Origin of the sequence: Klenkia brasiliensis (assembly GCF_900100695.1) — a bacterium.
GTDB classification, from domain to species: Bacteria; Actinomycetota; Actinomycetes; order Mycobacteriales; family Geodermatophilaceae; genus Klenkia; species Klenkia brasiliensis.
Genome location: NZ_FNCF01000004.1, coordinates 594955 through 615778, shown reverse-complemented (window position 1 = coordinate 615778; position 20824 = coordinate 594955). Strand labels below are relative to the sequence as shown.

The 20824-nt window shown below is 75.6% G+C and carries 22 protein-coding genes; 3 read left to right on the top strand and 19 right to left on the bottom strand.

Annotated features, from left to right (window positions below):
- Positions 1–124 precede the first annotated feature (124 nt).
- Positions 125–1090, top strand: coding sequence for an oxamate carbamoyltransferase subunit AllH family protein (locus BLT39_RS14885; RefSeq protein WP_091064716.1), 966 nt, complete (start codon positions 125–127; stop codon positions 1088–1090).
- A gap of 24 nt (positions 1091–1114) precedes the next feature.
- Here BLT39_RS14885 and BLT39_RS14880 read toward each other — a convergent pair whose 3' ends face one another.
- Genes BLT39_RS14880 through BLT39_RS14855 form a run of 6 tightly spaced genes read right to left on the bottom strand, consistent with a single transcriptional unit; the run spans position 1115 to position 7074 of the window.
- Positions 1115–2284: an alpha/beta hydrolase family protein gene (locus BLT39_RS14880; protein WP_091064712.1), complete on the bottom strand. Its 1170-nt coding sequence runs from the start codon at positions 2282–2284 to the stop codon at positions 1115–1117.
- Positions 2285–2300: 16 nt separating this feature from the next.
- On the bottom strand, positions 2301–3047 hold the full coding sequence (locus tag BLT39_RS14875; RefSeq protein ID WP_091064709.1) for an SDR family NAD(P)-dependent oxidoreductase: 747 nt from the start codon (positions 3045–3047) through the stop codon (positions 2301–2303).
- Complete coding sequence (locus tag BLT39_RS14870) at positions 3044–4006, bottom strand: fumarylacetoacetate hydrolase family protein (RefSeq protein WP_091064705.1); 963 nt, start codon at positions 4004–4006, stop codon at positions 3044–3046. The genes BLT39_RS14875 and BLT39_RS14870 overlap by 4 nt, the downstream gene beginning before the upstream one ends.
- Positions 4006–4944, bottom strand: coding sequence for a VOC family protein (locus BLT39_RS14865; RefSeq protein ID WP_091064702.1), 939 nt, complete (start codon positions 4942–4944; stop codon positions 4006–4008). The genes BLT39_RS14870 and BLT39_RS14865 overlap by 1 nt, the downstream gene beginning before the upstream one ends.
- Before the next feature lie 12 nt (positions 4945–4956).
- Positions 4957–6087, bottom strand: coding sequence for an FAD-dependent monooxygenase (locus BLT39_RS14860; RefSeq protein ID WP_091064698.1), 1131 nt, complete (start codon positions 6085–6087; stop codon positions 4957–4959).
- A 9-nt stretch (positions 6088–6096) separates the two neighbouring features.
- Entirely contained in the window at positions 6097–7074 is a 978-nt protein-coding gene (locus BLT39_RS14855) for a cyclase family protein (RefSeq protein WP_242658435.1), read from the bottom strand.
- 104 nt (positions 7075–7178) lie between these two features.
- Here BLT39_RS14855 and BLT39_RS14850 point away from each other — a divergent pair, with 104 nt between their 5' ends.
- On the top strand, positions 7179–8099 hold the full coding sequence (locus tag BLT39_RS14850) for a LysR family transcriptional regulator (protein ID WP_091064691.1): 921 nt from the start codon (positions 7179–7181) through the stop codon (positions 8097–8099).
- A gap of 123 nt (positions 8100–8222) precedes the next feature.
- Positions 8223–9443, top strand: coding sequence for an MFS transporter (locus tag BLT39_RS14845; protein ID WP_242658434.1), 1221 nt, complete (start codon positions 8223–8225; stop codon positions 9441–9443).
- A gap of 55 nt (positions 9444–9498) precedes the next feature.
- Here BLT39_RS14845 and BLT39_RS14840 read toward each other — a convergent pair whose 3' ends face one another.
- The 13 genes from BLT39_RS14840 to def all read right to left on the bottom strand — a co-directional run bounded on the left by BLT39_RS14840 (position 9499) and on the right by def (position 20819).
- Positions 9499–9786, bottom strand: a complete 288-nt coding sequence (locus BLT39_RS14840; RefSeq protein WP_091064687.1) for a hypothetical protein — start codon at positions 9784–9786, stop codon at positions 9499–9501.
- 24 nt (positions 9787–9810) lie between these two features.
- Positions 9811–10692, bottom strand: coding sequence for an ATP phosphoribosyltransferase (gene hisG / locus BLT39_RS14835; RefSeq protein ID WP_242658433.1), 882 nt, complete (start codon positions 10690–10692; stop codon positions 9811–9813).
- A 24-nt stretch (positions 10693–10716) separates the two neighbouring features.
- Positions 10717–10983: a phosphoribosyl-ATP diphosphatase gene (locus BLT39_RS14830; protein ID WP_091064681.1), complete on the bottom strand. Its 267-nt coding sequence runs from the start codon at positions 10981–10983 to the stop codon at positions 10717–10719.
- The gene (gene ribH, locus BLT39_RS14825) at positions 10980–11489 is read right to left on the bottom strand and encodes a 6,7-dimethyl-8-ribityllumazine synthase (RefSeq protein WP_091064677.1); all 510 of its coding nucleotides are present in this window, start codon (positions 11487–11489) and stop codon (positions 10980–10982) included. Before ribH ends, BLT39_RS14830 begins: the two co-directional genes overlap by 4 nt.
- 22 nt (positions 11490–11511) lie before the next feature.
- Positions 11512–12801, bottom strand: coding sequence for a bifunctional 3,4-dihydroxy-2-butanone-4-phosphate synthase/GTP cyclohydrolase II (locus BLT39_RS14820; RefSeq protein WP_242658432.1), 1290 nt, complete (start codon positions 12799–12801; stop codon positions 11512–11514).
- Positions 12798–13406, bottom strand: a complete 609-nt coding sequence (locus BLT39_RS14815) for a riboflavin synthase (RefSeq protein WP_091064674.1) — start codon at positions 13404–13406, stop codon at positions 12798–12800. Before BLT39_RS14815 ends, BLT39_RS14820 begins: the two co-directional genes overlap by 4 nt.
- Positions 13406–14539, bottom strand: coding sequence for a bifunctional diaminohydroxyphosphoribosylaminopyrimidine deaminase/5-amino-6-(5-phosphoribosylamino)uracil reductase RibD (gene ribD, locus BLT39_RS14810; RefSeq protein WP_242658431.1), 1134 nt, complete (start codon positions 14537–14539; stop codon positions 13406–13408). Before ribD ends, BLT39_RS14815 begins: the two co-directional genes overlap by 1 nt.
- Entirely contained in the window at positions 14536–15213 is a 678-nt protein-coding gene (gene rpe / locus BLT39_RS14805; protein ID WP_242658430.1) for a ribulose-phosphate 3-epimerase, read from the bottom strand. Before rpe ends, ribD begins: the two co-directional genes overlap by 4 nt.
- Positions 15214–15253: 40 nt before the next feature.
- Positions 15254–15706: a hypothetical protein gene (locus BLT39_RS14800; protein WP_091064667.1), complete on the bottom strand. Its 453-nt coding sequence runs from the start codon at positions 15704–15706 to the stop codon at positions 15254–15256.
- 205 nt (positions 15707–15911) lie between these two features.
- Positions 15912–17855: an acetate--CoA ligase gene (gene acs, locus BLT39_RS14795; protein ID WP_242658429.1), complete on the bottom strand. Its 1944-nt coding sequence runs from the start codon at positions 17853–17855 to the stop codon at positions 15912–15914.
- 53 nt (positions 17856–17908) lie between these two features.
- Positions 17909–19339 carry an RsmB/NOP family class I SAM-dependent RNA methyltransferase gene (locus BLT39_RS14790; RefSeq protein ID WP_242658428.1) on the bottom strand — a complete coding sequence of 477 codons (1431 nt, stop codon included), beginning with the start codon at positions 19337–19339 and terminating at the stop codon, positions 17909–17911.
- A complete protein-coding gene (gene fmt / locus BLT39_RS14785; RefSeq protein WP_242658427.1) occupies positions 19336–20337 on the bottom strand; it encodes a methionyl-tRNA formyltransferase in 1002 nt (333 codons plus the stop codon). Before fmt ends, BLT39_RS14790 begins: the two co-directional genes overlap by 4 nt.
- Positions 20262–20819: a peptide deformylase gene (gene def, locus BLT39_RS14780; RefSeq protein ID WP_091064658.1), complete on the bottom strand. Its 558-nt coding sequence runs from the start codon at positions 20817–20819 to the stop codon at positions 20262–20264. Before def ends, fmt begins: the two co-directional genes overlap by 76 nt.
- Positions 20820–20824: the final 5 nt, after the last annotated feature.

Genomic DNA, 20824 nt, shown 5'->3' with positions numbered 1-20824 from the left:
GGTTCGACATACGCCCAGCTGGGCTGCGTGGATGGTAAGCCGCCGCTCGTCGGCCTCCCACCCCCGTGGTCCACCGGGTGGCCGGTGGTCCAGGGGACGACCACCGGAACCCACGGGAGGACCCATGCGCACCGCCGAACCGCAGCCCACCGCGACCACGCTGGGCCGGGCCGCCCGCGCCGGGGTGCCCACCATCCCGCTCCCCCGGGAGGCCGCCCGCTCCACCCGCGTGCTGGCCGGGCCCGCCGTCCCCGCCGCCGCGAGCACCGGGGTCGCGGAGCTGCTGCGCGGACCGGTCCGCGCCGCCACCGTGCTGCTGTCGGTGCCGGCCGCCGTCTACCTGACCGTGGCCACCCCGCAGGGCCCCGACGTGGTGGGCGTGCTCACCGCCGACGCCGCCCGGCTCCCGCTGGGCCTGGTGCTCTCCCGGCCCTCCAACGGCCGTCCGCTGGTGGGTGCCCCGGCCGGCGCGCGCGCCTGCGTGGGCGGCGGCCGCGTCGTCGTCGGCGACCTCACCGTGTCCGCCGCCGCGTGGTGGGACCCGCGGCCCAAGCTGCCCGGCCTGCGGCCGGTGCTGCTGCCCGAGGGCATCCGCACGCTGCGCACCGCGCTCTACGGCGACGGCCCGCACTCGGCGTTCACCCTGCCCGGTCTGCCCGGTGGCCCCAGCGGCCCGCTGGCGGCGCTGCGCGGGGCCGTCCGCCGCGCCGACCTCGACGCCGCGCTGCGCACCGCCACCCGCCTCGTCGGGCTGGGCCCCGGCCTGACCCCGGCCGGCGACGACGTGCTGGCCGGCACGGTCGCGGGGCTCGTGCTCATGGGCCACCCGGCCGCCGAGCGGTTCGGCGCCGGCGTGCACGCGCTGGCCGCCGGGCGCACCACCGAGCTGTCCCGGGCGCTGCTCCGGCACGCCGCGGCCGGCCGGGTGAGCGGCGAGTTCGCCGCCGTCGTCCGGGCGCTGACCGGGCAGGGCGACCTGGACGGCGCGCTGGCCGCGCTCCTGGCCACCGGCTCGACCAGCGGCCGGGCCATGGCGCTGGGCCTGTCCACCGCGATCGACCTGGCCGACCGGACCACCCGCACCCGCTGACGCGGGGCGGGCGGTCCGGCCCGCTCAGCCGAGCTCGGCGAAGGTGTCGGCGACCCAGTCGGCGACGAACACGCTGACGTGCGGCAGGTGGTCCAGGCCGATGTGCTCGGTGCCGCCCTCCTCGGGGGTGAACACCCGCAGCTCCCGCTTCGGGGAGTTCACCGCCTGCTCGTAGGAGCGGTGCGCGTACTCCAGCGGGATCTGCCGGTCATTCTCGCCGTGCGCGACGAGGAACGGCACGGTGATCTGCTCGACCACGCCGTCCAGGTGCACGCCGTCGGCGAAGTCCAGGAAGGCGTCGAGGTGGTGCTCGTCGCCCTCGATGCCCCACACCCACAGCACGTGCGACCAGTAGTGCGGCACGGGCCGCTCGCCCTCCCGCTGGGCCCGGCGCCGCTGCACCGCGCCCCAGTCGTGGTTGGCCCCCCACGCCACGCACAGCGCGAAGCGCTTCTCGAAGGCCGCGGCCCGCGGGGAGAAGTAGCCACCCAGTGACCAGCCCACGATCCCGATCCGCGCGGTGTCGACGTCGTCGCGGGTCTCCAGCCAGTCCACCGCCGCGCCGGCCCACACCTCGGTGTCGATGCGCGCGGGAAGGCCCTGCAGGCGCAGCGCCTCACCGGTGCCGGGCTGGTCGAGCATCAGGCAGGAGATGCCGCGGGCGGCCAGCTCCGCCCAGTGGTTGGACGTGTACATGTGCTCCTTGGTGGAGTCCAGCCCGTTCACCAGCACGACCACCGGCGCCGGGCCGTCGTCGGTGGCCGGGGCGGCGCTGAAGTAGGCCGGCAGCGTCGTCCCCTCGTAGGGGATCTCCACCCGCGACACCCGGGGGCTGTGCGTGGCGAAGGCGCGCTCGGCGATCTGGATGACCCGCCGGTAGGTGGGCACCCGGTCGGGGCTGCGGTGGGACAGCATCCGCTCGGCCTGGCAGAGGTAGTTGGTGGCCCGGAACCACAGCTGCCCGGCGGTGCGGGTGTGGCCGGCCTTCTCCGCGGCCTCGGCCTGGTCCACGAGCTGGTCGGTCAGCGCCGTCCAGGCCCGCAGGAAGTCCTGGGTCCCGGCGTCCTCGCCCTGCTGCGCGGCGTCCTTGATCGGCCGGCAGGCGCGGTCGACCTCGTCGATGAGGCCCCCGGAGTTCAGCGTCGCGACGACGCCCAGGTTCCAGACGTAGTTGCCCGGGAAGTACTCGAACACGTGTGTTCCTCTCTGGTCAGGTGGATGCGGCGACGGCGTCGCTGATGGACTTCACGCCGCCGTGGGCGGTGAGGCCCCCGTCGACGGGGATCTCCGCGCCGGTGATGAACCCGGCGCCGTCGCCGAGCAGGAAGGCCACCAGCGGGGCCACCTCGTCGACGGTGCCGGTGCGCCCCAGCGGGGTCTCGGCGACGTTGGCCGCCCGGAAGGCCGGGGCGGCCGAGGCGGTCATCGGCGTCTCGACGTAGCCGGGGTGGACGGTGTTGACCCGGATGCCGCGCGGGCCCAGCTCCAGGCAGGCCGCCTTGGCCAGCCCGCGCAGCGCCCACTTGCTGGCCGTGTAGGCCGCCGGGAAGTGCCCGGTCAGCCCGGCCACCGAGCCGACGACGACCACCGACCCGCCGGACCGCATCCGCGGGGTGAGGGCCTGCAGGCCCAGCAGCGTGCCGGTGACGTTGACCGCCATGACCCGCGCCAGGTCGGCCGGGTCCAGCTCGGTGACCCGCGCCCGCCAGGTGATGCCGGCGTTGCAGACCAGGCCGTGGACCACCGGGAGGTCGGCGGCCAGCGCCGCCCAGCCGGCGGCGTCGGTGACGTCGAGCCGGCGGTAGGCGGCACCGCCGAGGTCCTCGTCGGGGGCCCCGGCGACGTCCAGGGCGGTGACCCGGGCGCCCAGCGAGCTGAGCAGCCGGGCCTCCGCCGCCCCCTGGCCGCGGCCGCCGCCGGTGACGACGACGACCCGGCCGGCCAGGTCCGGGTTCATCGGGTGCGGGCGCGGGTGCGGGTCCGGGCCGGGGCCACCGGGGGCAGCTCGACGCCGGCCACGACGCGGTTGCGGATGGTGCCGATGCCCTCGACGGTCATCTCCACCACGTCGCCGGGCTGCAGCGGCGGGGGCGTGCGGGAACCGTTGCGGCCCCACAGCTCCCCCAGGCACCCCCCGTTGCCGCAGGTGCCCGACCCCAGCACGTCCCCGGCGCGGACGACGGTGCCGCGGCTGGCGTAGGCGACCAGCTCCTCGAAGGGCCAGCCCATGTTGGACAGCAGGTCCTGACCCACCAGCTCGCCGTTGACGCTGACCTGCATGGCCAGGGCCAGGAAGCCCTCGGCGTCGCGGAAGGGCTCCAGCTCGTCGGCGGTGACCAGCCACGGGCCCAGGGTGGTGGCGAAGTCCTTGCCCTTGGCCGGACCGAGGCTGACCTTCATCTCCCGGGCCTGCAGGTCGCGGGCGGACCAGTCGTTGAGGACCGTGTAGCCGAACACGTGCTCGCGGGCCTGCTCCGGGTCCAGCGAGGCGCCGTCGCGACCGATGACCGCGGCCACCTCGAGTTCGAAGTCCAGCACCGAGCAGCCCGGCGGCACGGCGACGTCGTCGTGCGCACCGACCACCGCGTAGGGGTTGGTGAAGTAGAACGTGGGCGCCTGGTACCACTCGGGCACCACCCCGCCGTCCCCACCGGTGACGCCCTTCACGACGCCCTCGACGTGCTCCTCGAAGGCGACGAAGTCACGCACCGTCGGGGGCTGCAGCGGCGGCAGCAGCACGACGTCGGCCAGCGGCACCGCGGGTGCCTCCAGGGCCTGCTCCCCCGCGGCCAGCGCGGTGGCCAGCCCCGACCGCACCAGCTCGAGCACCGTCGTCCCGGGGATGCCGTGCACGCCGGCGTCGGAGACGACGCCGGCGGACACCTCGCCCCGGTGCTCCCAGGTCGCGAACCGCATCAGACCGGGGGTGCCACGAAGAGACCCTTGTCGGGGTCGTTGAAGGACTTCGCCGCCACGAACTCGTTCATCGCGTTCGCGGTGCCCCACTGGTCGGAGACCTCGGGCCGGGTGAAGTCGTAGAGCGAGGGGTGCCAGGTGTCCTCGTCGACCAGGTCGAGCTCGGTCGTGTACTCGACGGTGTTGCCGTGCGGGTCCAGGAAGTAGGAGAAGGTGTTGTTGCCGGCCATGTGCCGGCCCGGGCCCCAGATCTTCTCCACGCCCGCGCGCAGCGCCCGGCCGGTGCCGCGCATGTACTCGTCGATGCCGCGCAGCTCGAAGGAGGCGTGGTGCAGCGAGGGGTGCGGACCGCGGGCGACCGCCAGGCTGTGGTGCCAGGCGTTGGTGCGCAGGAAATACATCATGTTGCCCATGCGCGGGTGCATGAGGGTGTCCGAGAGCGCGAAGCCGAAGTGCTGCTCGTAGAAGGCCACGGTCTTCTCGGGCTCGCTGGAGTTGATCACCACGTGCGACAGGCGCACCGGGATCGACTCGCCCTCCTCGATCCGCCGGTGCTCGCGCACGGCGACGTCGGCGGACACCTCGACGGTGCGGCCCTCGACGTCGAAGAACCGGAAGCCGTAGCCGCCGCCGGGGGTCTGCAGCTCGGTCGGCTCGTGCACGAGCGGGACGCCGGCCGACGCCATCCGGGCGGCCAGGGTGTCGACGTCGGCACGGCTGCCGGCCCCGAAGGAGATCAGGTCGATCCGCTTGTCGGTGGCCTCGCGCAGCCGGACGACGTACTGCTCCGGGCTGCCCTCGGCGGCCAGGAAGGACAGGCCGCTGTCGGTCGTCTCCTCCGTCAGGCCCCAGGTGCCGGTGAAGAACTCGCGCTGCTTCGCGAGGTCCGGGACGGCCAGGTCGATGTGCCGCAGGTGGGTGATGAGTCGGTCGGTCACTGTCTTCTCCTGTCAGGCGGGCTGGCTGACCAGCTGGGCGACGGTGCGCATGAGCGAGGGGATGTCGCCCTGCACGTGGTCCAGCTGCCACTGGGCGAGCTGGTTGGAGGCCTCGACGACGGTGCGGGCCCGCTCGACGCGGCGGTCGTGGAAGGCGTCCCAGAGGTCGTCGTCCAGGGCATCGCGCTCGACGAGCAACGAGCCGAGGACGGCGGCGTCCTCCAGCGCCTGGGCACCGCCCTGGGCGATGGTGGGCGGGCAGGTGTGCGCGGCGTCGCCGATCAGCACGACGCGGCCCCGGTTCCACGGCGCGGGCAGCACGTGGGTCTCGAACCAGGTGTAGTTCACCTTCGAGGGGTCGGTGAGCGTCTCGCGGATCTCGTCCCACGGGCCGTGGTAGGCCTGCGACAGCCCGCGCATGGTGGCCAGCTGCTCCTCCGGGGTGAGGGTGGAGCGGTCCTGGGCGTCCTCGACGAGGTAGGCGTAGAGCGAGTCCTCGCCGGTCGGGCAGTACCCGGCGATGTAGCAGGGCCCGCCGTAGAAGAGGTCGGTGCGGGTGACGCTGGCCGGCCGCGGGCCGAACGAGCGCCAGATCCCCATGCCGGTGGACCTCGTCTCCAGCTCGATGCCGATCATCCGGCGGGTCCAGGACCGGACCCCGTCGGCGCCCACGACCAGGTCGTAGCGGCCCGACGACCCGTCGGAGAAGGTGACGTCGACGCCGTCGGCGTCCTGCGCCAGGTCGGTGGTCGTCGTCGCGTACCGCAGCTTGACCCCCACCTCGGCGGCGCGGTCGTGCAGCAGCTGGGCGAGCTCGGGGCGGGACATGCCCATGACGGCCGGGTACTCCGGGCCGCCGGTCTTGGCGTCGGGGACGGCGAACAGCTCGGTGCCGACCGGGTCGGGGGCCCGGAAGCCGGTGACGTCGAAGGCGTAGCCGCGCTCGCGGGCGGTCCCCCACACGCCGAGGCCGTCGAGCTCGCGCAGGGCGTTGCCCTGCAGGGTGATGCCCGAGCCGAGGGCGTGGACGTCGGGCTTGACCTCGACCAGGTCGACGGCGACGCCGGCCCGGGCCAGCCGGATGGCCGCGCCGGCGCCGGCCAGGCCGCCGCCGACCACCAGGACGTTCTGCACTGCGCTCATCGGGGTCTCCTACTTCACGGCGATCGGGGCGACCGGCGCACCGACGGCACCGGTGACGGGCAGGGGCGGGGCGGCGAGCAGGAACTCGTGCACGCCGTCGGCGGCGCAGTCGGCGGCCAGGGACTCCAGGTCCCACATCTCCCCGAGGAACAGGCCCAGGTGCGGGATGGCGACCTGGTGGAAGGGCTGGAAGGTCGGCACGGCGAACTCGCTGGGCCGCACCTCCACGCCCCACGTGTCGGTGGCGACGGCGGCGACGTCGTGGCTGCGCAGCCAGTCCAGCGAGGTGAACGACAGCCCGGGGGCGGGCCCGCCGGCGTAGTCGCCCCAGCCTCGGCCCTCGCTGATGTCGCGGCGGGCGCGGGCCAGGCGGCCGGTGCGCACCAGGAGCAGGTCGCCGCTGGTGACCTCGACCCCGGCGGACGCGGCGCAGGCGTCCAGGTGCTCGGGGGTGATGGCGAACCCGTCGGGGAGCTCGCCGTCGGTGCCGTGGGAGCGGCCGACGTCCAGGAGGACCCCCCGGCCGACGAAGCGGCCGGCGGTGGTCTCGATGCCGGTGGTGTTGTCGCCCTCGCTGGTGACGACCGCGCCCGCCCGGCGGCCGTTGTAGGCCTTCCCGTGGTCGAAGATGTGGCCCAGGCCGTCCCACTGGGTGGAGGCCTGCAGCGGCATGGTGACCATGTCGTCGGCGCCGCCGATGCCGTGCGGGAAGGCGGGGATGCCGGCCTCGGCGTCCAGGCCGGTGCCGAGCATGGCGTGCACGGGGTTGACCCGGCGCAGCCAGCCCTTCTGCGGGCCGTCGGTGTTGAAGTGCTGGGTCAGGTCGAAGCTGGCCCCGGTGCGCACCAGGGCCGCGCCCTGCACCCGCTTCTCGGGGGTGAGCAGGTTGAGCGTGCCGAGCACGTCGTCGCCGCCCCAGCGGCCCCAGTTGGAGACCCGCTCCGCCGCGGCGGCGATGGTGGCTTCGGGGTCCTGCGGGTCGAACACGGGTGCTCCTGTCGTCGGTGACGCGGACCACTCTCGACCCGGGCGAGGCATCAGGGAAGACCGGATCCTTGATGCCGGGCATCACCGCGGTGGATGATCCGCGCGTGAACGTGGCCAACCTGGACCTCAACCTGCTGGTGTCCCTGGACGCGCTCCTGGGCCAGCGGAGCGTGACGAGGGCGGCCCGGCAGCTGGGGCTGTCCCAGCCGGCGCTGTCGGCGTCCCTGGCCCGGCTGCGGCGGCACTTCGGCGACGAGCTGCTCACCCGGGTCGGCAACGAGTACCGGCTCACCCCGCTGGCCGGGCAGCTGCAGCTGCAGGCGCGCCTGGCGCTGGAGTCGGTGCACCGGGTCTTCACCGCCCAGCCCAGCTTCGACCCGGCGGTGTCCACCCGGGAGTTCAGCCTGCTGCTCAGCGACTACGGCGCCACCGTGCTCGGCGACACCCTGGCCGCGCTGCTGGACGAGGTGGCCCCGCACGCCCGGCTGCGGCTGGCCCCGCACACCCCCGAGCTGGTCGACCGGGCCGACCAGGCCCTGCTGGCGGTGGACCTGATGCTGCTGCCGATGGGGTTCCTGGCCGACCTGCCGCACGCCGAGCTCTACGCCGACGAGTGGGTGGTGGTGTGCTCGGCCGACCACCCCGACATCGACGACGCGGTGACCGTGGAGCAGCTGCGCACGCTGCCGTGGGTGGCGGTCTACCACGGCCCGAGCGCCTCCACGCCGGCCGCGCGGGTGCTGCGCCAGCGCGGCATCGAGCCCCGCGTGCAGGTGGTCACCGAGAACTTCCTGACCGTGCCCGGGCTGGTGGCCGGCTCCCGGCGGATCTCGCTGCTGCAGCGCCGGCTGGTGGACCTGCTGCCCCTGGGCAGCGGCGTGCGCACCCTGCCGTGCCCGCTGGACGTCGGCGGGCTGGTGGAGGCGATGTGGTGGCACCCGGTCTACGAGCGCGACCCCGACCACGTGTTCCTGCGCGACCTGGTGCTGCGCGCGGCCCGGCAGGCGACGACGCCGGTCAGCTGAGGCATCCACCGCGCTGATGGGTGCGGCCGGGGGATCTATTGGACGGCGGGTCCGGCGACTCCCCACACTCCGCGCTCAGTGATGCCGGTCACCGAGGTCCGGCACCCGAGCCCAGGAGCACCCGTGTCCCAGACCCTCGACGGTCCCGTCCCCGGCGCAGCCGCGGCCGCGCTCGACACCGGGGCGCTGCACCCGGCCACCGGCCGGCCCGCCGGTCGCCGGGAGATCGCCGTCCTCATGGCGGCCAGCTGCATGCCGATCCTCGGCGCGGTGCTGCTGTCCCCCGTGCTGCCCACCCTGCAGCGGGCCTTCGCCGGCACCCCCGGCGTCGACGCGCTGGCCCCGCTGGTGCTCACCGCGCCGGCGCTGATGATCGCCCTGCTGGCCCCGGTGGCCGGCCGGGTCGTCGACGCGGTCGGCCGCAAGCGGCTGCTGGTCGGTGCGCTGGCCGTCTACGCCGTGCTCGGCACCGCCCCCGTGCTGCTGGACTCTCTGCCCGCGGTGCTGGCCACCCGGGTCGGCGTCGGGATCACCGAGGCCGCGATCATGACCTGCTGCACCACGCTCATCGCCGACTACTCCGCCGGTGCCCGCCGGGCCAAGCTGTTCGGCCTGCAGACCATCGTCACCACGCTGGCCGCCACCGTCTTCTTCGGGCTGGGCGGTGCGCTGGGCAGCAGCGACTGGCGCACCCCGTTCTGGCTGTACCTGGTCGGCCTGCCGCTGGCCGTGCTGGCCGCCCTGCTGGTCTGGACGCCCACCGTGCCCCCGCGCAGCACCGCGGCCCTGCCCCCGCTGCCCTGGCGCCGGATGCTCGTGCCGCTGGCGGTCAGCCTGGTCGGCGGTGTCGTCTTCTACACCCCGATCGTGGAGCTGGCCTACGTGCTCGACGGCCTGGGCGTCACCGGGACCGCGGCGATCGGCGGCATCGCGGCGCTGGCCTCGCTGGCCACCGCGGCCGGGGCGGCGTCCTTCCCGCGGATCGTCCGCCGCGGCCCGGGCTTCCTGCTGCCGCTGGCCTTCGGCCTGGCCGGCCTGGGCCTGGTCGTCATGGGCCTGGCCCCGGCGGTGCCGGTCGCCGTGGTCGGCGCGGTGCTGGCCAGCGCCGGCACCGGGATCATGCTGCCCAGCCTGCTGACCTGGGTGGTCTCCGGGCTGGCGCTCGAGGAGCGCGGCCGCGGCACCGGCCGGTGGACCGCCGCGCTGTTCCTGGGTGAGTTCCTCTGCCCGCTGCTGGTCATCGCGGTCTCCGGTGCGCTGTCGGGCATCGCCGCCGCGGTCGCCGTCGTCGGCGGCGTCTCGGTGGCCGTCGCGGTGGTCGTCAAGCAGCTGCGCCTGGCCTGACCCCGGCACCGCACCACCGGCCCGGTCCCCGCACGCGGGGGCCGGGCCGGCGCCGTCAGCTGCGCACGACGTGCGCGCGGACCGCGCCGTCGGAGACCCAGCCCTTCGAGGTGGCGTAGCCGATCATCGCCTCGAAGCCGGCGGCCCAGTCTCCGTCGGCAGGGCCGGCCTGCCGGAGCCGCTCGACGGGCAGCCACACGTGGTCGCCGTCCAGCCGACCGAGGTCGCCGAGCCGGTGGGCCAGGTCGGCGTCGGCCAGGCCGGCCGGGGCCAGCACCTCCAGGCGGCGCAGGTCGCCGACGTCGGTGACGACGGCGGTGGGCCGGTGGGCGTCGATCTGCACGGGGGCCTCCAGCAGCCCGCCCGCCTAGATGCGGCAGGCGTGGATCGAGGTGACCAGGATGGCTCGGGCGCCGAGCTCCCACAGCTCGTCCATCAGCCGGTTGGTGTCGGTCTGCGGCACCATCGCGCGCACCGCCGACCAGCCCGGGGTCTGCAGCCGGCTCACCGTCGGGCCCTCCAGGCCCGGGGTGATCACGGTGGCCTTCTCCAGCAGCTCGTCGGGGCAGTCGTAGTCGAGCATCACGTACTGCCGGGCGACCAGGACCCCGCGCAGCCGGCGCTGCAGCTGGGCCACGGCCGGGTTCTCCTCGGCGCCGGCCCGGCGGACCAGGATGGCCTCGCTGGTGAGCACCGGGTCGCCGATCACGTGCAGGCCGGCCTGGCGCAGCGTCGTCCCGGTCTCGACCACGTCGCACACGGCGTCGGCCACGCCGAGGCGGCAGGCGGTCTCCACCGCGCCGTCGAGCTTGACCACCGCGGCGTCGATGCCGGACTCGGCGAGGAACTTCTCCAGCAGCACCGGGTAGGCGGTGGCGATCCGCCGTCCGGCCAGGTCGGCGACGGCCTCGATGCCCGAGCCGGTGGGGCTGGCGAACCGGAAGGAGGACCGGCCGAAGCCCAGCGCCATGACCTCCTCGGCCGGGGACTCGGTGTCCGGCGGGGTGGTCTCCTGCAGCATGTCGCGGCCGGTGATGCCGACGTCGAGGGTCCCGGCGGCCACGTAGACGGCGATGTCGCGCGGGCGCAGGTAGAAGAACTCGGTGTCGGAGTCGGGGTCGTAGACCGCGAGGTCCTTGGTGCTGCGGCGCTGCCGGTAGCCGCTCTCGGACAGCATCTCGGCCGCTGGCTCGGACAGGACGCCCTTGTTGGGGACGGCGACGCGCAGCACGGGGTGGCTCCTGGTCATCGGTTCTCGGTCACAGCTTCTCGGTCACAGGTGGGAGTACACGTCCTCGAGGGTGAGGCCCTTGGCCAGCATGAGGACCTGGGTCCAGTAGAGGAGCTGGCTGATCTCCTCGGCGGCCCGGTCGCCGTCCTCGTGCTCGGCGGCCATCCAGCTCTCCGCGGCCTCCTCGACGACCTTCTTGCCCACGCCGTGCACCCCGCCGGCCAGCGCCGCGACGGTCCCCGAGGCGGGGTCGCCGGCGGCGGCCTTGGCCTGCAGCTGGGCGAACAGGTCGTCGAAGGTTGTGCTCACGAGGTGCCGATCCCGAACCCGGTGTCGCGCTTGGGGCTGCGCAGCCCGCGCAGGGTGATCGCGGTGTCCAGGGCGGCGATGGTGGCCTCCCAGCCCTTGTCCTCCGCGGAGTCCTCCAGCCCGGCGCGGTCGCGGGCCTGGCCCTCGCCCTCGGTGGTCAGCACGCCGTTGCCGATGGGCACACCGGTGTCCAGGGACACCCGGGTCAGCCCGGCGGTGAAGGCGTCGCAGACGTACTCGAAGTGCGGCGTGCCGCCGCGGATGACCACGCCGAGGGCCACCACGGCGTCGTGGTCGGCGGCCAGCGCCTGCGCCACGACGGGCAGCTCCAGCGCGCCGCTGACCCGCACGACGGTGGGGTCGACGGCGCCCATCTCCTGCGCGCAGGCCAGCGCCCGCTCCAGCAGGGAGTCGCAGATGACGTGGTGCCAGCGGGCGGCGACGATGCCCAGCTTGATGCCCGACGCGTCCACCGTCTGCGCGCCCGGCGCCCCGCTGCCGCTCATGACTGCCTCCCCTGTGTGGTGCTCACTGGTCCTGCTCGGGTGCCCGGATGGGCGTGCGGGTGCCGACCGGGACCGGGATGTCCTCGCCCGGGTCGACGATGTCGAGGATGTGGCCCATGCGGTCGCGCTTGGTCCGCAGGTAGCCGATGTTCTCCGGCGTCACGTGGGTCGGCAGCCCGACCCGGCCGGTGATCCGCAGGCCGTAGCCCTCCAGGCCCGCCCGCTTGGCCGGGTTGTTGGTCAGCAGCCGCATGGAGTGCACGCCCAGGTCGACCAGGATCTGCGCGCCGGTGCCGTAGTCGCGGGCGTCGGCGGGCAGGCCCAGGTCGAGGTTGGCGTCGACGGTGTCCACGCCGGCGTCCTGCAGCTGGTAGGCCTGCAGCTTGTGCAGCAGGCCGATGCCGCGGCCCTCATGGCCGCGGATGTAGAGCACCACCCCGCGGCCCTCCTGGGCCACGGCGGCCAGCGCCGCGTTCAGCTGGGGGCCGCAGTCGCAGCGCAGCGAGCCGAACACGTCGCCGGTGAGGCACTCGGAGTGCACCCGGACCAGCACGTCCTCGCCGTCGCTGATGTCGCCGTAGACGAAGGCCACGTGCTCGCGGTCGTCGTAGGAGCTGGAGTAGCCGACCGCGGTGAACAGGCCCGGCGCCAGCGGCACCTGGGCCTCGGCGACCCGCTCGACCAGCTTGTCGAAGCGCTTGCGGTAGGCGATGAGGTCGGCGATGGAGCACATCACCAGGTCGTGCTCGTCGGCGAACACGCGCAGCTCGTCGGTGCGCGCCATGCCGATCGGGTCCTTCTCGCTGACCAGCTCGCACAACACGCCCGAGGGGCGCAGCCCGGCCAGCACGGCCAGGTCCACGGCGGCCTCGGTGTGGCCGGGCCGGCGCAGCACGCCGCCGTCGCGGGCGCGCAGCGGGACGACGTGGCCCGGGCGCGACAGGTCGGCGCTCGAGGTGTCGGCGGCGGCCAGCAGCCGGATGGTGTGCGCCCGGTCGGTGGCCGAGATGCCGGTGCCGATGCCCTCGCGGGCGTCGACGGTGACGGTGTAGGCGGTGCCGCGGCGGTCCTGGTTCACCCGGAACATGGGGGGCAGGTCCAGCCGGTCGGCGTCCTCCTCGGTGACCGCCACGCAGATGTAGCCCGAGGTGTAGCGGACCATGAAGGCCACCAGCTCGGGGGTGGCGAGCTCGGAGGCGAAGATCAGGTCGCCCTCGTTCTCGCGGTCCTCGTCGTCGATGACCACGACCGGCCTGCCGGCCTTGACCGCCGCGATCGCGTCCTCGATGGAGTCCAGCCGCTGGCCGCTCACGAGCGCGCGCCCATCAGCCGCTCGACGTACTTGGCGATGACGTCCACCTCCAGGTTGACCGGGTCACCGGCGGCGCGGGTGCCCAGCGTGGTCTCGCGCAGCGTGGTGGGGATGAGGGAGACCTCGAGCCAGGGCTGCGGGTCGTCGGCGGCCGAGCACGCGCTCACGGTGAGGGAGACGCCGTCGACGGTGATCGACCCCTTCTCCACGACGTAGCGGGCGATGCCCCCGGGCAGCCCGACGCGCACCACGGTCCAGTGCTCCGACGGCGCCACCGACACGACCTGGCCGACGCCGTCGACGTGGCCCTGCACGATGTGCCCGCCCAGCCGGGTGCCGGCGGTGACCGCGCGCTCCAGGTTGACCGGGTCGCCGGTGGTCAGCGCGCCCAGGCTGCTGCGGCGCAGCGTCTCGGCCATCACGTCGGTGGACCACACGCCGTCCTCGACCGCCGTCACGGTCAGGCAGACGCCGTTGACCGCGATGGAGTCGCCGAGGGCGACGCCCTCGAGGGTCTTGGCGCCGCGCAGCTGCAGGCGGGCGGAGTCGCCCTGGTCGTCGCGGACGACGAGGGTGCCGACCTCCTCCACGATGCCGGTGAACATCAGTCGGTCGTCTCCTCGGGTGTCGGTGCGCCCCCAGTGTGCCGGGTGGGGCGCAGGCGCAGCTGCACGTCCCTCCCCAGCGGGGTGACGTCCAGCGGTGTGAGCTGCAGCGCCGCGGCCATCGTGCTGATTCCCAGGTCGCCCACCAGCGACGGTCCGGCCCCCAGCAGCTGCGGCGCGACGTGCACCACCACCTCGTCCACGAGGCCGCCGCCGAGGAACGCCGCGGCCAGGGTCGGACCGCCCTCCAGCAGCACCCGGCGGACGTCGAGGTCCCACAGCTCGGCCAGCAGCGCGGCCGGGTCGGCGGCGCCGGAGACGTGCGTGCGGGCCGCGCCGTCGTGCACCCGGGCGCCGGCCGGCACGCGGCCCCGCCGGTCGAGCACCACCCGCAGCGGCTGCCGGTCGGCGTCGGCCCCGTCGGCGTCGCGGACGGTCAGCTGCGGGTCGTCCGCGAGCACCGTGCCCGACCCCACGAGGACGGCGTCGCAGGTGGCGCGCAGCCGGTGCACCTCGGCGCGGGCCACCGGGCCGGTGATCCACCGGCTGGTGCCGTCGGCCGCGGCGACCCGGCCGTCCAGGGTCGTGGCGACCTTCCAGACCACCTGCGGCCGGTGCTCCCGGACGCCGAGCAGCCAGGGGGCGAGGGCGCCGTCCTCCGCGGCGGCCTGCTCGACGCCGGTGACGACGTCCACCCCGGCGTCCCGCAGCCGCTGCGCGCCGCCGGCGGCCAGCCCGGTCGGCTCGGGGACGGCGACCACCACGCGGGCGACGCCGGCGGCCAGCAGGGCCTGGCTGCACGGGCCGGTGCGGCCGGTGTGGTCGCAGGGCTCGAGGGTGACGACGGCGGTGCCCCCGCGCGCCCGGTCCCCCGCCTGCGCCAGCGCGGCCACCTCGGCGTGCGGGCCGCCGGGGGGCGCGGTGGCGCCCTCGCCGACCACCCGGCCGGCGGCGTCGAGGACCACGGCGCCCACGGCCGGGTTGGGGCTGGTGCGGCCCAGCGCCGTCCACCCGAGCTCGCGGGCGCGCACCATGGCGGCCGCCTCGCCGGCCCGGGGCGCGGCGCCCGCCCGGGCGGCCGCGGCGGCCCGGGTGCCGGCGGCGGCCTGCTCCGCGGTGACCGGGTCGGTCACGGGGCGGGGAAGGACCGGGCGGCCTGCGCGCGCAGCGAGGCGATCGCCGCGGACGGGTCGTCGGCGCCGTAGACGGCCGAGCCCGCCACGAACATGTCCACCCCGGCCTCGGCCGCGGCCTCGACGGTGTCGGCGTTGATGCCGCCGTCGATCTCCACGAGCAGGGTCAGGTGGCCGGTGTCGACCAGCCGGCGGGCCTCGCGGACCTTGTCCAGCACCTCGGGCATGAACGCCTGGCCGCCGAAGCCCGGCTCCACGCTCATCACCAGCAGGGTGTCGAAGTCGCGCAGCACCTCGATGTAGTCCTCGAGCGGGGTGCCCGGCTTGAGCGCCAGCCCGGCCAGCGCGCCGGCGGACCGGAGGTCCTTGGCCAGCGCGCGGGGGTCGCTGGTGCAGGCCTCGGCGTGCACGGTGACGTTGCGGGCGCCGAGCTCGGCGTAGGCCGGCGCCCACCGCTCCGGGTCCTCGATCATCAGGTGGCAGTCCAGCGGCACAGGGCTCACGGCCTGGATCGCCTGCACCACGGGCTCGCCGAGGGTCAGGTTGGGCACGAAGTGGGCGTCCATCACGTCGACGTGCGCCCAGTCGGCGTCGGCGATGCGGGCCAGCTCGTCGGCCAGGCGGGCGAAGTCCGCCGACAGCAGGCTGGGCGCGATCATCGGGCGGCGTGGCACCCGGTGATCCTAGGTGCCGCCCGCGCCCGGCCGGACGGGGTCACCCGTGGGTGGCGCACTCCTGTGCCGCGGCCCACAGCAGCTCGGCCAGCGGGTCGGTGACCGGGTGCGCCCGCTGGTCGGCGGGCAGCTGGTGCCGCCGGTGCGCCAGCGCTGCGGCCACCCCCAGCCACGGCGTGCGCAGCTCGGCGGGGTACCAGGCGACCTCGGCGCAGAACAGCCCGCGCAGCCGGCGGCGGGTGGCCGCCCGGGCGAGCACCACGGTCACCGCACCCGCCGGCCGGTCCCGCACGAGCCCCCGCAGGACCGCGACCGCCACCGGCCGGTGCAGCCACAGGTCGCTGACGTCCACCACCGCGGGCCGGTCGGCCGCGAGCTGCAGCGCACCGGCCAGCGACTCCGCCAGCTGGGGCACCGCGTGCCGCACCTCGCCGCGCACGGTCACCACCGCCGCGGGGCCGCCGTCCCGCAGCACCACCTCGACGCCGTCCACCGCACGCCTCCGCCCGGTCGCTGACCGCAGCGCTCGGGCGTGCAGGGGGGATGGGCAGCCGGGCCCGGTCCCAAACCGGGTGGCCCGACATCCCCGGCGGTGGCTGGCTGCGCGCGGGGCGGAGGCGGGTGGGAGGTGATCGCCGACGGTGGGAGGCCGGTGCACTGACCTCCGACCGTCCGGGATCATCTCCGACCCCCGGGGGTCAGGGCTCCGGGGTGGTCCGGCGGTGGTCGGTCCAGGCCGACTCCACCGCGGTCATCGCGGCGGGGTCGGTGAGCGAGGTGGTGTCCCCGCCGCCGCGGCCGGCGGTCATGTCGGCCATCAGCCGGCGCATGATCTTGCCGGAGCGCGTCTTGGGCAGGTCGGTGACGACGACGACCTCCCGCGGCTTGGCGACCGCGCCCACCCGGGTGGCCACGTGCGCCCGCAGCTCCTCGGCCAGCCCGCTGTCGTCGGCGTCGCCGGCGCGGGTGATCACGAAGGCGACGATGCGCTGGCCGGTGACGTCGTCGGGCGCGCCGACCACCGCGGCCTCGGCCACCCGCGGGTGGGAGACCAGCGAGGACTCCAGCTCGATGCTGCTCAGCCGGTGCCCGGACACGTTGAGCACGTCGTCGATGCGGCCGCCGATCCAGACGTAGCCGTCCTCGTCGCGGGAGGCGGAGTCGCCGGCCAGGTACCAGCGGCGGTCGGCGTAGGGCGCCCAGTACGAGCGGACGAAGCGGTCGTGGTCGCCCCACACCGTGCGCGCCATCCCGGGCCCGGGCCGGGTGATGACCAGGTTGCCCTCCACCCCCGGCGGGGTCTCCCGGCCGTCGTCGTCGACCACGGCGACGGCCATCCCGGGCAGCGCCACCGTCGCCGACCCGGGCTTGAGCGGCGTCACCCCCGGCAGCGGGGCGATCACCGCCGCCCCGGTCTCGGACTGCCACCACGTGTCCACGACCGGGCAGCGCCCGCCGCCGACGTGCTCGTGCAGCCACCGCCACGCCTCGGGGTTGATGGCCTCCCCCACCGAGCCGAGCAGCCGCAACGACGACAGGTCGTGGCCGGCCGACAGCTGCGGCCCGTGCTTCATGAAGGTCCGGACCAGCGTCGGCGCGGTGTAGTACGTGGTCACCCCGTACCGCTCGACGACCTCGAAGTGCCGGCCCGGGTGCGGGGTGAGCGGGCTGCCCTCGTAGACGACCTGGGTGGCGCCGTTGGACAGCGGTCCGTAGAGCACGTAGGTGTGCGCGGTGACCCAGGCCAGGTCGGCCTGGCACCAGTAGACGTCGTCGTCGCGCAGGTCGAACAGCGCCCAGTGCGTCCAGCTGGCCTGGGTCAGGTAGCCGCCGCTGGTGTGCACCAGGCCCTTGGGCCGGCCGGTGGTGCCCGAGGTGTAGACGATGAACAGCGGGTGCTCGGCCGGGAAGGGCTCCGCGGTGTGCGTGGCGGGCTGCCGGTCGAGCAGGTCGTGCCACCACACGTCCCGGCCCGGGGTCCAGGGGACGTCGTCGGTGCCGGTGCGGCGCACCACCAGCACGTGCGCGACGTGGTCGAGCCCGGCGACCGCCTCGTCGACGACGGACTTCACCGGCACCGCGGCACCGCGGCGGAACTGGCCGTCGCTGGCGATGACCACCGTCGCGCCGGTGTCGGCGACCCGGAAGCGCAGCGCGTCGGCGGAGAAGCCGCCGAACACCAGGCTGACCACCGCGCCGATGCGGGCGCAGGCCATCGTGGCGACGACGGTCTCCACGAGCACCGGCAGGTACAGCACCACCCGGTCGCCGGGCCCGACGCCGAGCTCGGTCAGCCCGTTGGCCAGCCGCTGCACCTGCTCGTGCAGCTGCGCGTAGGTGACGGTGCGCCGGTCGCCGGGCTCGCCCTCCCAGTGCAGGGCGACCTTCTCCCCGCGCCCGGCGTCGACGTGCCGGTCGACGCAGTTGACGGCCACGTTGAGGGTGCCGCCGTCGAACCAGCGCGCCGTGGGCCACTGCGCGTCGTCGTGCACGGTGTCCCAGGGCCGGTCCCAGGTCAGCCGGCCGGCCTGCTCGGCCCAGAACGCCAGGGGGTCGGCGTCGGCCCGTTCCTGGACCCCCGGCCCCACGTTCGCCCGGGCAGCGAGGTCCGGCGGCGGCGGGTAGGTCTCCACGTCGGGCACCCGCCCATCCTGACCTGTCGGCCGGGTCACCCCGCGAGCAGCCCGGGCGGGCATCAGGCGCGGCGGCGGAGCAGGGCGACGAACATGGCGTCGGTGCCGTGCCGGTGCGGCCACAGCTGCAGCGCCCCGCCCCGGGCGGCGTCGGGCACCCCGGGGAACAGCGGGGCCACGGGCAGCACCTCGACGTCGTCCCGACCGGTCACCGACGCCACCACGTCGACGGTCTCGGCGGTGTGCGGCGAGCAGGTCACGTAGGCCACCACACCCCCGGGCCGGACGGCGTCCAGCGCGGCGGTGAGCAGCTCCTGCTGCAGGGCGGCCAGCGGGGCGACGTCCTCGGGGGTGCGGCGCCAGCGGACCTCGGGACGGCGCCGCAGCGCGCCCAGCCCGGTGCACGGCGCGTCCAGCAGCACGCGGTCGAAGCTGGCCGGCGCCCACGGGCCGGTGCGGCCGTCGGTGACCTGCAGGTCGACGTCGGGGGCGTCGCGCAGCGCCGAGGCGACCAGGCCGACCCGGTGCTCGGACCGGTCGGCCGCGGTCAGCGACACCCCCGCGGGACGGACGGCGGCCAGCAGCGCGGCCTTGCCGCCGGGCCCGGCGCACATGTCCAGCCAGCGGGCGTCGGGGCCCTCCAGCGGCGCCCGCACCAGCGCCAGCGCAGCGACCTGCGAGCCCTCGTCCTGCACACCGGCCGTCCCGGCCCGGACCGAGGGCAGCTTGCCCGGGTCGCCGCCCTCCAGGCGCACCGCGTACGGCGACCAGGGCCCCGGCAGGCCGTCGGACTCCGCGATCAGCGTCGCCCGGTCGACCGCGCGGGCCACCAGGTGCACCTCCGGGGCCTCGTCGTCGGCCAGCAGCGCGGCCTCCAGCTCCGCGTCGGTGGTCCCAGGGCCCAGCGCGTCCCGCCAGGCGTCGATGACCCACAGCGGGTGGTCGGTGAGCAGCGACAGCCGCTCGTCCCCGGTGGCCCCGAGGGTCTGCACCCACTGCTCGCGGGTGCCGCCGGCGGCGACCTTGCGCAGCACGGCGTTGACCAGCCCGGAGCCGCCGGTGCCCACGATCGCCCGGGCCAGCGCGACGGTGGTGTCCACCGCGGCGTGCGCGGGCACCCGCAGGTCCAGCAGCTGGTGGGTGCCCAGCCGCAGCAGGTCCAGCAGCTCGGGCTGCAGCTCGGCCAGCGGCCGGGAGACCAGCCCGGCCAGGACGGCGTCCAGGGTGCCGGTGGCGCGCAGCGTGCCGTAGGTCAGCTGGGTGGCGAAGGCGGCGTCGCGCGGGCCGAGGTCGGCGGCGCGCTCGCGCAGCAGCTGGGGCAGCAGCAGGTTGGCGTAGGCGTCGCGGGAGGACACCCCGTGCAGCACGTCGTAGGCGGTCAGCCGGGCGCCGTCCAGCACCGGGCGCGACCAGCGGCTCTCCGGTCGGTGCTGCACCGTGCGGGGCCCGGCGGGGCGGCCCGACGGCCCGCGGCGGCGGGGCGCGGGGGTCACGCGCCCACCCGCTCGCCGTCGGCCGGCCGGGCGCCGCGCGCCCAGTCGGGGGCGGGCAGCAGCTTCTTGCCCGCCGGCTGCACCTGGCCCAGCCGCACGCAGCCGCGGCCGGTGCCGACCAGCACGCCGGAGGCACCCACCGACACCTCGCCCGGCGCCAGGCCCAGCGAGGTGGGCAGCGGCTCGACCGGGCCCAGCCGCAGGCGCTCACCGCGCCACGTCGTCCAGGCACCCGGTGCGGGGGTGACCCCCCGCACCCGCCGGTCCACGACGTGCGCGGGCAGCGCCCAGTCGACCCGGGCGTCGGCGGTCTCGACCTTGGGTGCCAGCGAGATGCCCTCGGCGGGCTGGGGCACCGGCTCCAGCGAGCCGTCGGCGATGCCGTCCAGGGTGGCGACCAGCAGCCCGGCGCCGCTGACCGCCAGGCGCTCCAGCAGGTCGCCGGCGGTGTCGCGGGGCCGGACCTCCTCGGTGACCACGCCGTACACCGGGCCGGTGTCCAGGCCCTGCTCCAGCCGGAAGGTGCACGCGCCGGTGACCTCGTCGCCGGCCATCAGGGCGTGCTGCACCGGGGCGGCGCCGCGCCAGGCCGGCAGCAGCGAGAAGTGCAGGTTGACCCAGCCGTGCACCGGGACGTCCAGGGCGGCCGGGGGCACCAGCGCGCCGTAGGCGACCACGGGGGCGCAGTCGACGCCCAGCGCCGCGAACTCCTCGAGGAAGGCCGGGTCGCGCGGCGAGGGCGGCTGCAGCACCGGGACGCCCGCGGCGTCGGCGGCCTGCGCGACCGGCGAGCGCACCTCGCGGCGACCGCGCCCGGCCCGGGCGTCGGGCCGGGTCAGCACCGCGACGACGTCGTGGTCGCCGGCCAGCAGGGCCTGCAGCGCCGGGACGGCGGGCGCCGGCGTACCGGCGAACAGGAGCTTCAGTGCGGGCTCACCTTCACCACGGGCGCCGGGGCGGGCTCGCCCTGCGGCAGCCAGCTGTCGTGGCCCTGCCACTCGGCGTCGGCCAGCACCGACAGCGCGGCCTCGCGGGCCTGCGCGTCGAGCCGGTCGACGAACAGCACGCCGTCGAGGTGGTCGGTCTCGTGCTGGATGGCCCGGGCCAGCTTGTGCGAGCCCTCCACCCGGATCGGTTCGCCGTGCATGTTCCACCCGCTGGCGGCGACGTAGAGGTGCCGGCGGCAGTCGAAGCGGAAACCGGGGATGGACAAGCAGCCCTCGGCGTCCTCCTCGGTCTCCACGCCGACGGGGACGACGTCGGGGTTGACCAGGTGGCCCACCTCGCCGTCGACGTACCAGGTGAACACGCGCAGGCCGACGCCGATCTGCGGCGCGGCCAGCCCGGCCCCGCCGGCGGCGTGCATGGTCTCGGTCAGGTCGGTGACCAGCCGGCGCAGCTCGGCGTCGAAGTCGACGACGGGGGCGGCGGGGGTGCGCAGCACCGGGTCGCCCATGATCCGGATCGGGGTGACGCTCACCCGTC

What these genes read in the sequence shown, in the direction of transcription:
- BLT39_RS14885 (WP_091064716.1), top strand. Translation starts at nt 125, where the DNA reads ATGCGCACCGCCGAACCGCAGCCCACCGCGACCACGCTGGGCCGGGCC.
- BLT39_RS14875 (WP_091064709.1), bottom strand. Translation starts at nt 3,047, where the DNA reads ATGAACCCGGACCTGGCCGGCCGGGTCGTCGTCGTCACCGGCGGCGGC.
- BLT39_RS14870 (WP_091064705.1), bottom strand. Translation starts at nt 4,006, where the DNA reads ATGCGGTTCGCGACCTGGGAGCACCGGGGCGAGGTGTCCGCCGGCGTC.
- BLT39_RS14860 (WP_091064698.1), bottom strand. Translation starts at nt 6,087, where the DNA reads ATGAGCGCAGTGCAGAACGTCCTGGTGGTCGGCGGCGGCCTGGCCGGC.
- hisG (WP_242658433.1), bottom strand. Translation starts at nt 10,692, where the DNA reads ATGACCAGGAGCCACCCCGTGCTGCGCGTCGCCGTCCCCAACAAGGGC.
- ribH (WP_091064677.1), bottom strand. Translation starts at nt 11,489, where the DNA reads ATGAGCGGCAGCGGGGCGCCGGGCGCGCAGACGGTGGACGCGTCGGGC.
- BLT39_RS14815 (WP_091064674.1), bottom strand. Translation starts at nt 13,406, where the DNA reads ATGTTCACCGGCATCGTGGAGGAGGTCGGCACCCTCGTCGTCCGCGAC.